The sequence below is a fragment of the Enterobacter sp. ENT03 genome (genome assembly GCF_019218745.1).
Lineage (GTDB): Bacteria > Pseudomonadota > Gammaproteobacteria > Enterobacterales > Enterobacteriaceae > Enterobacter_D.
In genome coordinates this window covers 1-15,641 of record NZ_JAHUXA010000005.1, presented here as the reverse complement: position 1 = coordinate 15,641, position 15,641 = coordinate 1, and the positions used below count along the sequence as shown (strand labels likewise).

Genomic DNA, 15,641 nt, shown 5'->3' with positions numbered 1-15,641 from the left:
AGGATGCCCGGCGACCGGATGCTTGCGCATCGTAATGACGACCGACCGGCGATGAAGTTACTCCCCTTTGCTGGTAACAAAATATGACAGAGATCGCATTCCGTCAATGGGTCGTAACATCTGTTTTACATTGTTTTACGCCACTGGATCGGCAGCGGCTTCGCTGTCAGCCGGGAAAACCACGCCGGTCTGGCGGCGGATCTCCGTTAACAATTTCGCGGTGATGCGGCTGATTGCGATCCCCGGATGATTTACTTCATGGTTTTCCACCAGCTCGGCAAAGCGCTCTGCTTCATACAACATGGTGTTGATATGCTGCGGCTGGGTCAGATCCTGCGGCTTACCGCCGCGCGGTACAAAGGACACTTTCTGGCATTCGGAGATTTTTTCGATAATAAGCGCGCCGTCTTCACCCTGGATCTCGCTTGGCAGCACGGAATCACTCACTTTGGAATGTTGCAGGGTGACGCTGAAATCGCCGTAGTTAAGCACCACAACGCCGTGCGCATCTACGCCGCTGTCCAGCAGGCTCGCCGTGGCCTGCACGCTGTGCGGTTCGCCCCACAGCGTCACCGCTGAGGCCAGGCAGTAAAAACCGATGTCCATAATCGAGCCGTTAGAAAACGCCGGATTAAAGGTGTTCGGATTTTCGCCATCCAGATAACGCTGGTAGCGCGAGGAGTACTGGCAGTAGTTAAGAAAGGCTTTGCGCACCTTTCCGGCTTTCGGCAGCGACTGTTGCAGCAGCAGAAAATTAGGTAGCGAGGCGGTTTTAAAGGCTTCGAACAGCACCACGCCATTTTCCCGCGCGCAGGCAATGGCGGCTTCCACTTCCCGCAGATTCGAGGCCAGCGGTTTTTCGCAGATCACATGCTTTTTATGGCGCAGGAACAGTTCGCTTTGCGAAAAGTGCAGGGAATTCGGGCTGGCAATATACACCGCGTCAATGTCATGGCTTTGCGCCAGCGCCTCAAGGGAGGTAAACAGATGTTCGACCGGGTAATCGCTGGCGAAATGCTGCGCCTGTTCAAGGCTGCGGGAATAGACGGCGGTAAGGGTATATTTGCCGGTCTCATGGGCGGCATCGACGAACTGGCGGGTGATCCAGTTCGTCCCAATGACTGCGAAACGTATCATAAACGGCGTTGTGCTCCGTAAAAGGGGACCATCCGCCAATGTAGCACGTCAGTGTGACAAAACCAGTGCGTGGTGGCTCACACTCTGAACCATTACTTACCCGCCGGGCAACCATGCGCGCTGTCAGGGCCAATACTCACCTGTGGGCCAGAATATTTTGGCTGGCGATGCAGAATCGAGGCGTCAATAATGGCGCTCACCCTGGCCAGATTTTCTCGCGAACGCGGATAAAGCGTGAATTCCTTATTGAAAGCAACGGCATTAAAACCGATAGCGTCAATGCCATATTGCTTTGCTATCCAGATCGCACGTCGGGTATGAAATTCCTGTGAAATGATCGTGATATAGTCCGCACCGAAAACCTTCTGTGCGCGTACCACGGAATCGAGCGTGGAAAATCCCGCATAGTCGCAAAAAATAGCGGCAGCCGGTACGCCTTTGGCAATCAGAGCCTGCTGCATCGCGGAAGGTTCATCGTAGTCTTTACGGCCGTTATCCCCGCTGACCAGCAACCATTTCACCTTTTCTGCATGATAAAGCGAGGCGGCTGCATTAATACGCGCCTTAAAGTATTCGTTGCCAGGTTTCGCGCCCAGCACCAGTCCCACATCACGCGGTGGAATCTTATTAACGTCGTGCCAGGTGAGCTTAACCGTCGCATCATAAATAATATCCTTTGAAATCATTATGATTGCATGCGTGATAAACAGCAAAAGAATCATAAGCATGTATGTTGGACGAGTGTAAAATCGGGCAGGGATTAATTTAAGAAGTGTTCGCAGCACGGGTCGTTATCCTTAACGAAAGTTGTGGCTGCTGATTCTATGCCTGTCACGATGACAGTCCAGTCCGCGAAAGGATTTTCAGATTTTGACAGGCGTAAGCGCCTGATGCGTCAGCCACAGGCGGGTGTCGAACTCCAGCTGGTGATAGTGCGGCTCCATATGGCAGCACAGCTGATAAAACGCTTTGCTGTGATCTTTCTCTTTCAGGTGCGCCAGCTCATGCACCACGATCATCCGTAAAAACGCTTCTGGCGCGTTGCGAAACACCGTCGCTACGCGGATTTCCGCTTTCGCCTTCAGCTTGCCGCCCTGCACGCGGGAAATGGCGGTGTGCAGGCCAAGCGCGTTATTCAGCACATGAATTTTATTGTCGTAGGCCACTTTGTTGATCGGCGGCGCATTGCGCAGAAACTGACTTTTCAGATCCTGAGTATAGTGATAAAGGGCTTTATCGGTCGTGACGCTGTGCGTATCGAGATAACGCTTTTGCAGCACCTCGCCAAGCCGGTTCTGCTCGATGAGCGTCGTAACCTGGGCCAGCAGATTTTCAGGATAGCCCTGGAGATAGAGAAGTTTGCTCATCATTGCCCCACGATAGCAGTCAAAAAAGGGTATACTCACGCCCCCATTCAGGGGATCACACCGAATTTTACCATCCAGGAGGGCCGATGAGCCATTCAGACAACGGTTTCCGTTCACTTAATTTAAAACGTTTCCCGGAGACGGACGACGTCAACCCACTGCAGGCGTGGGAAGCGGCAGACGAATACCTGCTGCAACAACTGGACGAAACTGAAATCAGTGGCCCGGTCCTGATTTTCAACGATACCTTTGGTGCGCTGGCCTGCGCGCTGGTGGAGCACAAGCCTTACAGCATTGGCGACTCTTACCTGAGCGAACTGGCGACCCGCGAAAACCTGCGCCATAACGATCTTAACGAAGGCGACGTCACCTTCCTCGACAGCACCGCGACGTACCCGGCCGCACCGGGCGTAGTGCTGATCAAGATCCCGAAAACGATGGCCCTGCTGGAGCAGCAGCTTCGCGCTTTGCGCGGGGTGGTGACGCCGCAAACGCGCATTATCGCCGGTACCAAAGCGCGTGATATTCACACCTCGACGCTGGCGCTGTTTGAAAAAGTGCTCGGACCGACCACGACGACGCTGGCGTGGAAAAAAGCGCGTCTGATTAACTGCACTTTCAGCGCGCCGACGCTGGCCGATGCGCCGCAAACGCTGAGCTGGAAACTGGACGGTACCGACTGGACCATCCACAACCACGCCAACGTCTTTTCCCGTACCGGGCTGGACATCGGCGCGCGCTTCTTTATGCAGCATCTGCCGGATAACCTGGAAGGGGAGATTGTCGATCTCGGCTGCGGTAATGGCGTGATTGGCCTGACGCTGCTGGATAAGAATCCGCAGGCCAGCGTGGTATTTGTGGATGAGTCGCCGATGGCGGTCGCCTCCAGCCGTCTCAACGTAGAAACCAACCTGCCCGAGGCGCTGGATCGCTGCGAGTTTATGATCAACAACGCGCTGTCAGGCGTCGAGCCGTTCCGTTTTGATGCGGTGCTGTGCAACCCGCCGTTCCATCAGCAGCACGCGCTGACCGATAACATCGCCTGGGAGATGTTCCACCACGCCCGCCGCTGCCTGAAGATCAACGGCGAGCTGCGCATCGTGGCGAACCGTCACCTGGATTATTTCCACAAGCTGAAGAAGATTTTCGGCAACTGCGAAACCATCGCCACCAACCAAAAGTTTGTGATCCTGAAAGCGGTTAAAACCGGACGCATTCGGTAAATTTCCCGCCCGGTGGCGCTGCGCTTACCGGGCCTACGCGATTGATATAGCCCAAGTAGGCCGGTGCAAGCGCAGCGCCGCCCGGCATTGCCCTCGCGCAATCTCCCCAGTATGTAGGCCGGTGCAAGCGCAGCGCCGCCCGGCATTGCCCTCGCGCAATCTCCCCAGTATGTAGGCCGGTGCAAGCGTAGCGCCGCCCGGCATTGCCCTCGCGCAATCTCCCCAGTATGTAGGCCGGTGCAAGCGCAGCGCCGCCCGGCATTGCCCTCGCGCAATATCTCCAGTATGTAGGCCGGTGCAAGCGTAGCGCCGCCCGGCATTGTCTTCGCGCTATATCTCCACTATGTAGGCCGGTGCAAGCGTAGCGCCGCCCGGCATTGCCCTCGCGCAATCTCTCCAGTATGTAGGCCGGTGCAAGCGCAGCGCCGCCCGGCATTGCCCTGAAGCTATATCTCCAGCGCCAGCCGCGTACCCTGCGCAATCGCGCGGCGGGCGTCCAGCTCCAGCGCCACATCGCAGCCGCCGATGAGATGCACGATTTTTCCCGCTTCCCGCAGCGGCTCCGCCAGTTCACGCCGTGGCTCCTGACCCGCGCAAATCACCACATGATCCACCGCGAAGAGTTGCGGCTCGCCGTTGATCAGCACATGCAACCCGGCGTCGTCGATTTTTTCATAGCTCACCGCCGGGATCATCTTCACCCCACGCGACAGCAGGGTGGTGCGGTGGATCCAGCCGGTGGTTTTGCCAAGGCCTTCCCCCGGTTTGCTGGCTTTGCGTTGCAGCATCACGATCTGCCGCGGGCTTTTCGGTAACTGCGCGCCTTCCGGGCGCAGGCCGCCGGGCTGATCCAGGCTGGTATCAATCCCCCATTCCGCGCAAAACTCTGCGATATTCTGGCTGCTGGACTCACCCAGCTGGCTCAAATACATCGCGGTGTCAAAACCGATGCCGCCGCTGCCGATGATCGCCACCCGCTCACCCACCGGTTTTTTATCGCGCAATACCTCCAGATAATTCAGCACCTTCGGATGGGTGATCCCCTCGATCGGCGGGGTACGCGGTTCGATCCCACAGGCGAGGATCACCTCGTCAAAGTCGCCCAGCATGTCAGGCGTCACTCGTTGATTCAGCCGCAGATCGACGCCTGTCACCGCGATCATGGTGCGGTAATAGCGCAGCGTCTCGTAAAATTCCTCTTTGCCGGGGATCTGTTTGGCAACGTTAAACTGCCCGCCCGGTTCCGCCTGAGCGTCGAACAGCGTCACGCTGTGACCGCGCGCCGCTGCGTTGACCGCAAACGATAGCCCCGCGGGGCCTGCGCCTATCACCGCCAGCTTTTTGATCTTCACCGCCGGGATCACCGGCATTTTGGTTTCGTGACAGGCGCGGGGATTGACCAGGCAGGAGGTGACTTTTCCGGCGAAGATCTGATCCAGACAGGCCTGATTACAGCCGATACAGGTATTGATTTCGTCCGCGCGTCCGGCCTGCGCTTTGGAGAGGATCTCCGCATCGGCAAGGAAAGGCCGCGCCATCGACACCATATCCGCATCGCCACGCGCCAGAATCTCCTCCGCCACCTGCGGATCGTTAATCCGGTTAGTGGTGATCAGCGGCAGCGACACTTTGCCTTTCAGCTTGCGGGTCGCCCAGGTAAAGGCCCCGCGCGGCACCGCCGTGGCGATGGTCGGAATACGCGCTTCGTGCCAGCCAATGCCGGTATTAATGATGCTCGCCCCCGCCGCTTCAATGGCCTGCGCCAGCTGTACGGTCTCCTCGAAAGTGCCGCCGCCCTCTACCAGATCGAGCATCGACAGGCGATAAATAATAATGAAGTCGCTGCCGACCCGCTCCCGCACCGCACGCACCACCTCGACGGCAAAGCGCATCCGCCGCGGATAATCACCGCCCCATTCATCGTCGCGCTGGTTGGTGCGGGCGGCGAGGAATTCGTTGATCAGATAACCTTCCGATCCCATGATTTCTACACCGTCGTACCCGGCTTGACGCGCCAGATCCGCGCAGCGGGCAAAGTCGTCGATAAGCGTGAGGATCTCCTCGTGCGTCAGCGCATGAGGTTTAAATCGGTTGATCGGGGCCTGGATAGCGGAAGGCGCAACGGGGTGCGGCTGATAGCTGTAACGCCCGGTGTGGAGAATTTGCAGAGCGATTTTGCCGCCTTCGCGATGCACCGCGTCGGTGATGATCTGATGATGAGGCACCTGGCTGGCATCACACAGCACTGCGCCGCCCTCCATGGTGATGCCGGAAAATGCCGGGGCCACGCCGCCGGTGACGATCAGCGCTACGCCGTGCCGGGCGCGTTCGCCATAAAAAGCGGCCAGTCGTTCGGCACCGTCAGGGCGCTCCTCCAGGCCGGTGTGCATGGAGCCCATCAGCACGCGGTTTTTCAGCGTGGTGAAACCCAGATCGAGCGGGGCGAAAAGCGACGGATAGCGGCTCATAGTCTCTTCCAGTGTTAAATTATTGTTATGTGGTCGGATGAGTTACTAATTTAGCCAGCGCCGGGGGAAAGGTAAAAGCGGGATCGAATGATTGTGATGGAACTCAAAGAACTTCCCCGGTGGCGCTGCGCTTACCGGGGCTACAAAACCGCAGGCCGGATAAGCGCAGCGCCAACAGGGCCACGAAACCGCAGAAACCGCAGGCCGGATAAGCGCATCGCCAGCAGGGCCACGAAACCGCAGGCCGGATAAGCGCATCGCCAGCAGGGCCACGAAACCGCAGGCCGGATAAGCGCATCGCCAGCAGGGCCACGAAACCGTAGGCCGGATAAGCGTAGCGCCATCCGGCATGATTTACGGTGCCGACGCCCGCACCAGGCCCGGTGCCTGCCACATCGAGGTGGTTAACCCGCTGTCCACCAGCCCCAGCTGATCCGCATACACCGCCTGCCATTTCTGCATCATGCCGTCATACAGCTCCCGGTGTGCCGGGTTGGGCGTGAATTCGCGGCTCCAGCTCACCAGCCGTTCGCCGGTGGTGGCCATATCGTCGAACAGCCCGGCTCCCGTACCTGCGGCGATTGCGCAGCCGAGGGCAGTGGCTTCTTTTACGTCCGGCACGCGCACCGGCAGCCCGGTTACGTCGCTTAAGATCTGGCTCCACAGCGCGCCTTTCGCGCCGCCGCCCGCAAACACCAGCCCATCAAAGGTGACACCGGAGAAGTGCGAGATCTGCGCCAGATTGCAGGCGGAGACAATCGCCGCGTTCTCCTCCAGCGCGCGAAACAGCGTGGCTTTATTGCATTTTTCCGGATCGATGGAGAGGTTAATAAACGACGGCGCAGCGTGATACCACTGTTTGAAATGCATGGCGTCCGAGAAAATCGGCATCACGCCGTGGGACCCTGCGGGTACGCGGCCCGCCATCTCTTCCATCAGCGCGTAGGCGTCCATCCCCATCCGTTCGGCGATCAGCTTCTCCTCGGCGCAAAACGCGTCCCGGAACCAGCGCATGGTCAGCCCGGTGAAAAAGCTGATCGACTCCGCCTGCGCCATGCCGGGAATGACGTGCGGATTCACGCGGATATTCATATCGGGATCGGTGCGCACCTGCGGCAAATTCACCACCTGCTGCCAGAAAGTGCCACCGAGCACCGCCGTCTGCCCGGCGCGCACCACCCCCAGCCCCAGACAGCCCAGTTGCACATCGCCGCCGCCCATCACCACCGGCGTACCCTCGCGCAGGCCGCACTGCATGGCGGCAGTATGCGTCACCGCGCCCAGCACCGTACCGGTCTCTTTTACCGGTGAGAGTATATCGGCGCGCAACCCGGCCATGTCCAGCAACGCCGGACGCCAGTCGCGGGAGAAGAGATCCAGCATGCCGGTGGTGCCGGCGTTAGAGGGATCCACCGCCAGCTCGCCGGAGAGTTTCGCCGCCAGCCAGTCGCTGATCATGGTGATCGTCGCCGCCTGACGATAAATATCGGGCCGGTGATGCGCCAGCCACAACAGACGCGGCATCGCGCTCAGCGCCAGCGTCTGCCCGGAAACCTCGTACACTTCCGATTCAAAGCGATCGTCGTGGATCTCTTTTAACTCCGCCACTTCGCGACTGGCGCGGGCATCGACGTTGGCGCAGGCCCAGATCGCCTCGCCGTTGCGATCATAAAGCACAATGCCTTCGCGCATCGAACAGCAGGCGACGGACTGAATATCGGCGGCGGTCAGCTGCGCCCGCGTCAGCGCCTGATGAATGCACTGACAGGCCAGCTGCCAGTTGGTGGTGAGATCGAACTCCATCGAGCCGGGCACATTTTCCACGCTCAGGTGTTTCCATTCGGCCTGGCCTGCGGCGATCTGCCGCCCCTGCAAATCAAAAATTACCGCGCGAATGCTGCCGGTCCCGGCATCTAAGGCTAAAAGATAACTCATGAGCTTGCCTCGCTGTTGGCGCGCGGCAGGCCGGAGTTACTCCGCCAGTGCCAGGATCGCGCGTGCTGTCGTCTCTTCCGTCACCAGGCCATTAATACGGCGACCTTTGAGTGCGGCATAAATCGCCTCTGCTTTTTCGGTGCCACCGGCAGCGCCAACGATGGTCGGCAGTTGCGCCAGTTCATCGAGGGTGACGCCGAGCAGTTCCCGGTGGATGTCGAGGTTGTCCACCCGCTCGCCGTCCGCCTGCAAGAAATACCCCAGAATGTCGCCCACCGCGCCTTTGCGGGCATACATCAGCTGTTCGCCTTCGCTGATATAGCCGGAGCGCATAATGGTGGCGTCACGTTTCTGGTTAACCGATCCAATACCCACCACGGCGACGTCCGCGGCGGTGGCGGCGAGGATCACATCCCGCACGCTGGATTCGCGTTTTAAGATCTCCGCCACCTCCGCCGACGACACCCGCAGGGGAGCCGGGATCATGCTGATACTACAGGCAGCATCCAGCTGGCCGATGCCGGTCATATAGGGGCCGACGCCGCCGGACAGCGTGACCAGGCGGATCTGCTGCGAACTGATAAAGCCGCTCAGATGCTGGATACAGCTCATGGTGGTTTCCCCGAAGCCCACCGCCAGTAGCTGCCCCGGCGACAGCACGCCCATCAGCGACTGCGCCGCGCCTATTCCCAGCCGCACGCTCATTGCCGGTGTGTTCAGCGCGGGCAGCACGCGGGTGATCTTCAGCCCAAAGCGCTGTTGCAGTTCGGTTTCCAGCGCCAGACACCCCTCATAACGGGAGTTGATCTGCACGCGGATCACCCCGGACTGTCGCCCTTTTTCCAGCAGGCGGGAGATCTTCAGTCGCGGCAGCCCCAGCCGCTCGCCAATATCATTTTGCGTTAAACCATCGTGGTAGTAGCACCACGCCACCCGCGCCACCAGTTCCTCTTCCGATAAGGTTAGCCCGGCAAAGCGACTCTCATCCGTACTGCGTTTTTCGCTCATGTGATGAACTCTTATAAAATTTTAGATCAAATGTTCTTATGCGCTGCTGAATAAAATGTGAGCGCCCCGGCAAAACCGATCTTTTGTCACTGCGCAAACTGTAGCAACGATCCGAATGCAAAAAAGTGTGATCCCGGCACGGGTATTAATATAGCTCACCGTCTACGCTTTTTGAACATTGTGAATTTATAAAATCATATGTTCATTACCGGAGCCAGAATGACCCCTCTCATTGAAGCCCGTGACATTCGCAAACAGTTCTCCGGCGTGCCGGTTCTGAAAGGCATTGATTTTACGCTGCTTGCCGGTCAGGTGCATGCGCTGATGGGCGGCAACGGGGCGGGAAAATCCACGCTGATGAAGATCATCGCCGGGGTGGAAACCGCGGACAGCGGTACGCTGCACATTAACGGCAGCGCGTTCAGCCGCCTGACGCCCGGCCAGGCGCACCAGTTGGGCATCTATCTGGTGCCGCAGGAGCCGATGCTGTTTCCCAATCTGACGGTGCGGGAAAACATTCTCTTCCGCCTGCCGCGCAGCGGGAATACCGAGGCCGTGCTGAGTGAAAAACTTCAGCAGCTCAACTGCCAGCTCAATTTGCAGGCCGCCGCCAGCACGCTGGAAGTGGCCGATCAGCAGATGGTGGAGATCCTGCGCGGGCTGATGCGTAATGCGCAGATTCTGATCCTTGATGAACCTACCGCTTCGCTGACGCCAGGGGAAACGGAGCGGTTGTTCCAGCAGATCCGCGCTTTGCAGGGGCTGGGCGTCGGCATCGTGTTTATCTCCCACAAGCTGCCGGAGATCCGCGCCCTGGCCGACAGCGTGTCAGTAATGCGTGACGGCGCGGTGGTGCTCAGCGGTGCGCTGGGTGACTTTAACGATCAGGCGCTGATCGGTGCCATGACCCCGGCCAGCCGCGCCCACCATTTAAGCGATACGCAAAAACTGTGGCTGGCATTGCCGGGTAATCGCCGCACCCAGCCGCAGGATTTTCCGGTGCTGCGCGTGGAGGATCTGACCGGCGAAGGGTTTATCGATCTGAGTCTTGACGTATACGCCGGGGAGATCGTCGGCCTGGCGGGGCTGGTGGGTTCCGGGCGCACTGAATTTGCCGAAACGCTATACGGCCTGCGCCCGGTACGCGGCGGGCGCGTGTGGCTGGAAAATCAGGAGATCACCCGCCGCGATACGGCCTCCCGGCTGGCGCGCGGGCTGGTTTACCTGCCGGAGGATCGCCAGGTCTCCGGGCTGTTCCTCGATGCACCGGTGCGCTGGAACACCGTGACGCTCAACGAACCTTCCCTCTGGCAGCAAAAAAGCCGCGAAGCGGCGGTGGTGGAGCGTTATCACCGGGCGCTGGGCATCAAACTTAACAGCGCCGATCAGACGGCGCGCACGCTCTCCGGCGGCAATCAGCAAAAAGTGCTGCTCGCCCGCTGTCTGGAGGCCAATCCGCTGCTGCTGATCGTCGATGAGCCGACCCGTGGCGTTGACGTTTCGGCGCGGGCAGATATTTATCAACTGCTGAAAAGCGTGGCGGCGCAAAACGTCGCGGTGCTGATGATCTCAAGCGATCTCGATGAATTCCCCGGTCTGGCCGATCGGGTGGTGGTGATGCATCAGGGGATGCGCAGCGGCGAACTGACGCAGCAGGCGATCAACGTTGATCGCATGATGGCGCTGGCCTTCGGAGGACAGGCATGAAGACCTTACTGAAAAACCGCGAGCTGAGCGCTTTTCTGGCGATCCTCGCGCTCTTTGCCGTGCTGGTGGCCCTCGATCCGGCCTATCTGAGCCTGCAAACGCTGGGGATGATTTTCGCCAGCAGCCAGATCCTGATCCTGCTGGCGCTGGGGGCGACGCTGGTGATGCTGACGCGCAACATTGATGTCTCGGTCGGTTCAACGGTGGGCTTAAGCGCCATTGCCGTCGGCGTGGCGCTCAACAATGGCTACGGCCTGCCGCTCGCCATGCTGTTTGCGCTGAGCATCGGCGCGCTGGCGGGGGCGTTCAACGGCCTGCTGGTCGTCGGGCTGCGCATTCCGGCCATCGTCGCCACCCTCGGCACTCTTGGGTTATACCGTGGCACGATGCTGCTGTGGACTGGCGGCAAGTGGATCGAAGGGCTGCCCGCCAGTCTGAAATCCCTGTCGGTGCCGGTGGCAGCGGGCGTGTCGCCCCTCGGCCTGCTGGTATTAGCCGTACTGGGCGCGGGGGCGTGGTGGCTGGCGCGCACGGCCTCCGGGCGAGATTTTTATGCGGTGGGGGATAACCTCGCCGCCGCCCGACAACTGGGCGTGGCGGTTAACCGCACCCGCATGCTGGCCTTTACCTTAAACGGCGTGCTGGCGGCCTGTGCCGGGATCGTCTTTGCCGCGCAGATCGGCTTTGTGCCCAATCAGACCGGCAGCGGGCTGGAGATGAAAGCCATCGCTGCCTGCGTGCTCGGCGGCATCTCGCTACTCGGCGGCACCGGCACGCTGATCGGCGCGTTTCTGGGCGCGTTCTTCCTCACGCAAATCGACACCGTGCTGGTGCTGTTCAAGCTCCCGGCGTGGTGGAACGACTTTATCGCCGGGCTGGTGCTGCTGGGCGTGCTGGTGCTGGACGGGCGTCTGCGCCAGGCGCTGGCCCGTCATCAGCGGCAGCTCAAATACAGCCGTTTTCAGCCGGGCCACAAAGGGGGTAAGCATGTCGCCCGCTTTCCGCACCGCAAAAATAAAGAGGTGGCGTAAATGAAGCTCAACTGGGAGTGGTCGCTGCTTGGCCTGCTGGTGCTGGAGATTGCCCTGTTCGGCGCGATTAACCCGCGCATGCTGGACATCAACATGCTGCTGTTCAGCACCAGCGACTTTATCTGCATCGGCATCGTGGCGCTGCCGCTGACGCTGGTGATCATTAGCGGCGGTATCGACATTTCGCACGGCTCCACCATTGGCCTGTGCGCCATTGCGCTGGGGGTGATGATGCAGGCGGGCTGGCCAATGAGCCTCGCCATCGTGCTGACGCTGGCACTGGGTCTGCTGTGTGGCCTGCTGAACGCTGCGCTGATCCACTACACCGGTATCAGCCCGCTGGTGATCACCCTCGGCACGCTCTATCTCTACGGCGGCGGGGCGCTGCTGCTCTCGGGCATGGCGGGGGCGACAGGATACGAGGGCATCGGCGGCTTCCCGGACAGCTTCACCGCTTTCGCCAGCCTGACGCTGTTCGGGCTGCCGGTGCCGCTGGTGCTGTTCGGCGCGCTGACCCTGATTTTCTGGCTGATCGCTCATCGTGGGCGTTTCGGGCGGCACCTGTTTTTGATTGGTCAGAACCCGCGTGCGGCACGCTATGCGGCACTGCCGGTGAACGGCATGCCTTACGCGTTGTACGGGCTGGTGGGGGTGGCGTCAGCGATTGCCGCGCTGGTGCTGGTTTCCTACTTCGGATCGGCACGTTCGGATCTGGGGCGCGATTTGCTGATGCCGGCGCTGACGGCGGCGGTGCTCGGCGGCGCGAATATCTACGGCGGATCGGGTTCCATTCTGGGTACGGCACTGGCGGCGCTGCTGGTGGGGTATCTGCAACAGGGGTTACAGATGGTCGGCATCCCCAACCAGGTGTCGAGCGCGTTGTCAGGTGCGCTGTTGGTTGTGGTGGTGATGGGCCGTTCGCTGAGCCTGCACCGCGAATGGGTGCGCACGGCCTGGCGTCGGCTTCTCTCGCGAAAAACAATCGGAGCATAAGATGAAAGCAAAACAGATAGTGCAGCTGAGCGCGCTGGCGCTGGCCACCTGTGTGGCCACGGCGCAGGCCGCCGATCGCATCGCCTTTATCCCTAAACTGGTGGGCGTCGGCTTCTTCACCAGCGGCGGCAACGGCGCGAAAGAGGCGGGGAAAGATCTCGGCGTTGACGTCACCTACGACGGCCCTACCGAGCCAAGCGTTTCCGGCCAGGTGCAGCTGATCAACAACTTCGTCAACCAGGGCTACAACGCCATTATCGTGTCGGCGGTGTCGCCGGATGGTCTCTGTCCGGCGCTCAAGCGGGCGATGCAGCGCGGCGTGAAAGTGCTTACCTGGGATTCCGACACCAAACCGGAATGCCGCAGCATCTATATCAACCAGGGCACGCCGGAACAGCTGGGCGGCCTGCTGGTGGAGATGACCGAAAAACAGGTGACGAAGCCTGATGCGAACGTGGCGTTTTTCTACTCCAGCCCGACGGTGACCGATCAGAACCAGTGGGTGAATGCGGCGAAAGCGAAGATCGCCAAAGATCATCCGCAGTGGAAAATCGTCACCACCCAGTTTGGCTATAACGACGCCACCAAATCCCTGCAAACCGCCGAGGGGATCTTAAAAGCGTATCCGGATCTGGATGCGATCATCGCCCCGGACGCCAACGCTTTACCCGCCGCGGCGCAGGCGGCGGAAAACCTCAAGCGTACTAACGTGGCGATCACCGGCTTTAGCACGCCGAACGTTATGCGCCCTTATGTGGAGCGCGGCACGGTGAAAGCCTTCGGCCTGTGGGACGTGGTGCAGCAGGGGAAAATCTCCGTCAACGTCGCCAGTCAGTTGCTGAAAAAAGGCGATCTGAACGTTGGCGACAGCGTGGACGTGAAGGGGCTTGGCCCGCTTAAAGTGGAGCCGAACAGCGTGCAGGGCTACCAGTATGAAGCGAAGGGCAACGGCATTGTGCTGCTGCCGGAGCGCGTGGTGTTCACCAAAGATAACATCGGCAACTACGATTTCTGACGGGGGAGAAAATGGCAGATTTAGACGACATCAGAGAAGGCAAAAACTTTGGCCTGGAGACGCCGCAACAGAACACGCTGTTCGCCCTCAAGGGCTGCGGCGCGCTGGACTGGGGGATGCAGTCGCGGCTGGCGCGTATTTTCAACCCTGCCAGCAACCGCACGGTGATGCTGGCATTCGATCACGGCTATTTTCAGGGGCCGACCACCGGGCTTGAGCGTATCGATCTGTCGATTGCGCCGCTGTTCGGTGAAACCGATGTGCTGATGTGTACCCGCGGCGTGCTGCGAAGCGTGGTGCCGCCCGCCACCAACAAACCGGTGGTGCTGCGCGCCTCCGGCGGCAATTCCATTCTGTCTGAACTCTCGAACGAGTGCGTGGCGGTGGCGATGGAAGACGCGCTGCGCCTCAACGCCTGCGCGGTGGCGGCGCAGGTGTATATCGGCAGCGAACACGAGCACCAGTCGATTAACAACATCATCAAACTGGTGGATGCCGGTAACCGCTACGGCATTCCGACGCTGGCGGTGACCGGCGTCGGCAAAGAGATGGCGCGCGACGCCCGCTATTTTTCCCTCGCCAGCCGTATCGCCGCCGAGATGGGGGCGCAGTTCGTGAAGACCTATTTTGTCGAGGAGGGATTCGAGAAAGTGACCGCCAGTTGCCCGGTGCCGATCGTCATTGCGGGCGGTAAAAAACTGCCGGAGCGCGAGGCGCTGGAGATGTGTTTCCGTGCCATCGATCAAGGCGCGTCCGGTGTCGATATGGGGCGCAATATTTTCCAGTCCAGCGCGCCGCTGGCGATGCTGAAAGCGGTGAAAAAAGTGGTGCATGACAATATGAGCGCCCACGAGGCGTACCAGTTCTGGCAGGAAGAAAAACAGGGAGAGGCGCAATGAACGTGACGCTGGTGGAGATCAATATCAAACCGGAGCGGGTCGATGAGTTTCTGGAGGTGTTTCGCGCCAATCACGAAGGGGCGATTAAAGAGCCGGGCAACTTACGCTTCGACGTGTTACAGGACCCGGAGGTGAACACACGTTTTTATATCTATGAGGCGTATAAGGATGAGGCGGCGGTGCTGGCCCACAAGCACACGCCGCACTATCTGGCCTGCGTGGAAAAGCTGGACGACATGATGTCGGCGCCGCGCAAAAAACGCAGTTTTATCGGGCTGCTCCCCTCACCCTAACCCTCTCCCCAGGGAGAGGGAGTGCTCCGCGCGCTCATGCTTTTCCCCCTCTCCCTTCGGGTGTACAGTCCGGGGACATGGTAGACAGGTGTTCGGGGACATGGTGAACACTTTTTAACATCCTTTACCCATGGTGATCGACTTTTTCTTCAGGTCGATCACCCCCACTTTCGTGCTGTACCACCACACCTCGTAGCTGCCGTCTTCCTGCGTCTCCTTCAGCCCGACCCGTTCTCCCCTGAACGCCTTGCCTGCCTGCAGACTCAGCCCTTTCACGCTCAGCTTTCCGCTGCTGTCCACCTTCCTGACCATTACGCCCTCGTCGTATTCCGGCGGGACCGGAGCACCACTGTACTGCCGGGCAGACGGCTGATACCGCGAGGCCGGCACTGCCATGTCCAGCGCCTCATGCGGTCGTTCAAGGTTATAGACTGTCCGCCAGTGGTCGAAGGCACGCTGCAGCTCACCGCTGTCCGCGAACCACCTGCCCTGCAGGACTTCCGCTTTCAGACTGCGGTGAAAACGCTCCAGCTTGCCCTGTGTCTGCGGATGATACGGCCGGGAA

The 15,641-nt window shown here is 59.9% G+C and carries 14 protein-coding genes; 7 read left to right on the top strand and 7 right to left on the bottom strand.

Annotated elements, in window-relative coordinates; genetic code table 11:
• Nucleotides 1–135: 135 nt before the first annotated feature.
• The 3 genes from KW828_RS09255 to KW828_RS09245 all read right to left on the bottom strand — a co-directional run bounded on the left by KW828_RS09255 (nucleotide 136) and on the right by KW828_RS09245 (nucleotide 2,504).
• Nucleotides 136–1,137, bottom strand: coding sequence for a Gfo/Idh/MocA family protein (locus KW828_RS09255; protein ID WP_218336109.1), 1,002 nt, complete (start codon nucleotides 1,135–1,137; stop codon nucleotides 136–138).
• A gap of 92 nt (nucleotides 1,138–1,229) precedes the next feature.
• Nucleotides 1,230–1,865, bottom strand: coding sequence for a vancomycin high temperature exclusion protein (locus KW828_RS09250; RefSeq protein WP_218336246.1), 636 nt, complete (start codon nucleotides 1,863–1,865; stop codon nucleotides 1,230–1,232).
• A gap of 135 nt (nucleotides 1,866–2,000) precedes the next feature.
• Entirely contained in the window at nucleotides 2,001–2,504 is a 504-nt protein-coding gene (locus KW828_RS09245) for a M48 family metallopeptidase (RefSeq protein WP_218336245.1), read from the bottom strand.
• An 86-nt stretch (nucleotides 2,505–2,590) separates the two neighbouring features.
• Here KW828_RS09245 and rlmG point away from each other — a divergent pair, with 86 nt between their 5' ends.
• A complete protein-coding gene (gene rlmG, locus KW828_RS09240) occupies nucleotides 2,591–3,727 on the top strand; it encodes a 23S rRNA (guanine(1835)-N(2))-methyltransferase RlmG (protein WP_218336108.1) in 1,137 nt (378 codons plus the stop codon).
• A 446-nt stretch (nucleotides 3,728–4,173) separates the two neighbouring features.
• Here the strand turns inward: rlmG and KW828_RS09235 are convergent, their stop codons facing one another.
• The 3 genes from KW828_RS09235 to lsrR all read right to left on the bottom strand — a co-directional run bounded on the left by KW828_RS09235 (nucleotide 4,174) and on the right by lsrR (nucleotide 9,138).
• Nucleotides 4,174–6,195, bottom strand: coding sequence for an FAD-dependent oxidoreductase (locus KW828_RS09235; protein WP_218336107.1), 2,022 nt, complete (start codon nucleotides 6,193–6,195; stop codon nucleotides 4,174–4,176).
• A 354-nt stretch (nucleotides 6,196–6,549) separates the two neighbouring features.
• Nucleotides 6,550–8,130 (bottom strand): autoinducer-2 kinase, encoded by a 1,581-nt coding sequence (gene lsrK / locus KW828_RS09230; RefSeq protein WP_218336106.1) that lies wholly within the window; start codon nucleotides 8,128–8,130, stop codon nucleotides 6,550–6,552.
• Nucleotides 8,131–8,166: 36 nt separating this feature from the next.
• Nucleotides 8,167–9,138 (bottom strand): transcriptional regulator LsrR, encoded by a 972-nt coding sequence (gene lsrR, locus KW828_RS09225; protein ID WP_218336105.1) that lies wholly within the window; start codon nucleotides 9,136–9,138, stop codon nucleotides 8,167–8,169.
• A 198-nt stretch (nucleotides 9,139–9,336) separates the two neighbouring features.
• On the opposite strand from lsrR, the gene lsrA reads away from it, so the two are divergent.
• Genes lsrA through lsrG form a run of 6 tightly spaced genes read left to right on the top strand, consistent with a single transcriptional unit; the run spans nucleotide 9,337 to nucleotide 15,076 of the window.
• On the top strand, nucleotides 9,337–10,845 hold the full coding sequence (gene lsrA / locus KW828_RS09220; protein ID WP_256350101.1) for an autoinducer 2 ABC transporter ATP-binding protein LsrA: 1,509 nt from the start codon (nucleotides 9,337–9,339) through the stop codon (nucleotides 10,843–10,845).
• Nucleotides 10,842–11,876: an autoinducer 2 ABC transporter permease LsrC gene (lsrC, locus tag KW828_RS09215; RefSeq protein ID WP_218336103.1), complete on the top strand. Its 1,035-nt coding sequence runs from the start codon at nucleotides 10,842–10,844 to the stop codon at nucleotides 11,874–11,876. Before lsrA ends, lsrC begins: the two co-directional genes overlap by 4 nt.
• Nucleotides 11,877–12,869: an autoinducer 2 ABC transporter permease LsrD gene (gene lsrD / locus KW828_RS09210; protein WP_218336102.1), complete on the top strand. Its 993-nt coding sequence runs from the start codon at nucleotides 11,877–11,879 to the stop codon at nucleotides 12,867–12,869. It begins immediately after the preceding gene.
• 1 nt (nucleotide 12,870) lies between these two features.
• Nucleotides 12,871–13,884, top strand: coding sequence for an autoinducer 2 ABC transporter substrate-binding protein LsrB (lsrB, locus tag KW828_RS09205; RefSeq protein WP_218336101.1), 1,014 nt, complete (start codon nucleotides 12,871–12,873; stop codon nucleotides 13,882–13,884).
• Between the two features lie 11 nt (nucleotides 13,885–13,895).
• On the top strand, nucleotides 13,896–14,783 hold the full coding sequence (gene lsrF, locus KW828_RS09200; protein WP_218336100.1) for a 3-hydroxy-5-phosphonooxypentane-2,4-dione thiolase: 888 nt from the start codon (nucleotides 13,896–13,898) through the stop codon (nucleotides 14,781–14,783).
• Nucleotides 14,780–15,076, top strand: a complete 297-nt coding sequence (gene lsrG, locus KW828_RS09195; protein WP_218336099.1) for a (4S)-4-hydroxy-5-phosphonooxypentane-2,3-dione isomerase — start codon at nucleotides 14,780–14,782, stop codon at nucleotides 15,074–15,076. Before lsrF ends, lsrG begins: the two co-directional genes overlap by 4 nt.
• 114 nt (nucleotides 15,077–15,190) lie before the next feature.
• On the opposite strand, the gene KW828_RS09190 is transcribed toward lsrG, so the two are convergent.
• A partial coding sequence (locus tag KW828_RS09190; RefSeq protein WP_218336098.1) for an integrase core domain-containing protein occupies nucleotides 15,191–15,641 on the bottom strand: 451 nt, incomplete at its 5' end.

What these genes read in the sequence shown, in the direction of transcription:
- KW828_RS09250 (WP_218336246.1), bottom strand. Translation starts at nt 1,865, where the DNA reads ATGCTTATGATTCTTTTGCTGTTTATCACGCATGCAATCATAATGATT.
- lsrD (WP_218336102.1), top strand. Translation starts at nt 11,877, where the DNA reads ATGAAGCTCAACTGGGAGTGGTCGCTGCTTGGCCTGCTGGTGCTGGAG.
- lsrR (WP_218336105.1), bottom strand. Translation starts at nt 9,138, where the DNA reads ATGAGCGAAAAACGCAGTACGGATGAGAGTCGCTTTGCCGGGCTAACC.
- lsrA (WP_256350101.1), top strand. Translation starts at nt 9,337, where the DNA reads ATGTTCATTACCGGAGCCAGAATGACCCCTCTCATTGAAGCCCGTGAC.
- lsrG (WP_218336099.1), top strand. Translation starts at nt 14,780, where the DNA reads ATGAACGTGACGCTGGTGGAGATCAATATCAAACCGGAGCGGGTCGAT.
- KW828_RS09235 (WP_218336107.1), bottom strand. Translation starts at nt 6,195, where the DNA reads ATGAGCCGCTATCCGTCGCTTTTCGCCCCGCTCGATCTGGGTTTCACC.
- lsrK (WP_218336106.1), bottom strand. Translation starts at nt 8,130, where the DNA reads ATGAGTTATCTTTTAGCCTTAGATGCCGGGACCGGCAGCATTCGCGCG.
- KW828_RS09245 (WP_218336245.1), bottom strand. Translation starts at nt 2,504, where the DNA reads ATGAGCAAACTTCTCTATCTCCAGGGCTATCCTGAAAATCTGCTGGCC.
- lsrC (WP_218336103.1), top strand. Translation starts at nt 10,842, where the DNA reads ATGAAGACCTTACTGAAAAACCGCGAGCTGAGCGCTTTTCTGGCGATC.
- lsrF (WP_218336100.1), top strand. Translation starts at nt 13,896, where the DNA reads ATGGCAGATTTAGACGACATCAGAGAAGGCAAAAACTTTGGCCTGGAG.
- rlmG (WP_218336108.1), top strand. Translation starts at nt 2,591, where the DNA reads ATGAGCCATTCAGACAACGGTTTCCGTTCACTTAATTTAAAACGTTTC.
- lsrB (WP_218336101.1), top strand. Translation starts at nt 12,871, where the DNA reads ATGAAAGCAAAACAGATAGTGCAGCTGAGCGCGCTGGCGCTGGCCACC.
- KW828_RS09255 (WP_218336109.1), bottom strand. Translation starts at nt 1,137, where the DNA reads ATGATACGTTTCGCAGTCATTGGGACGAACTGGATCACCCGCCAGTTC.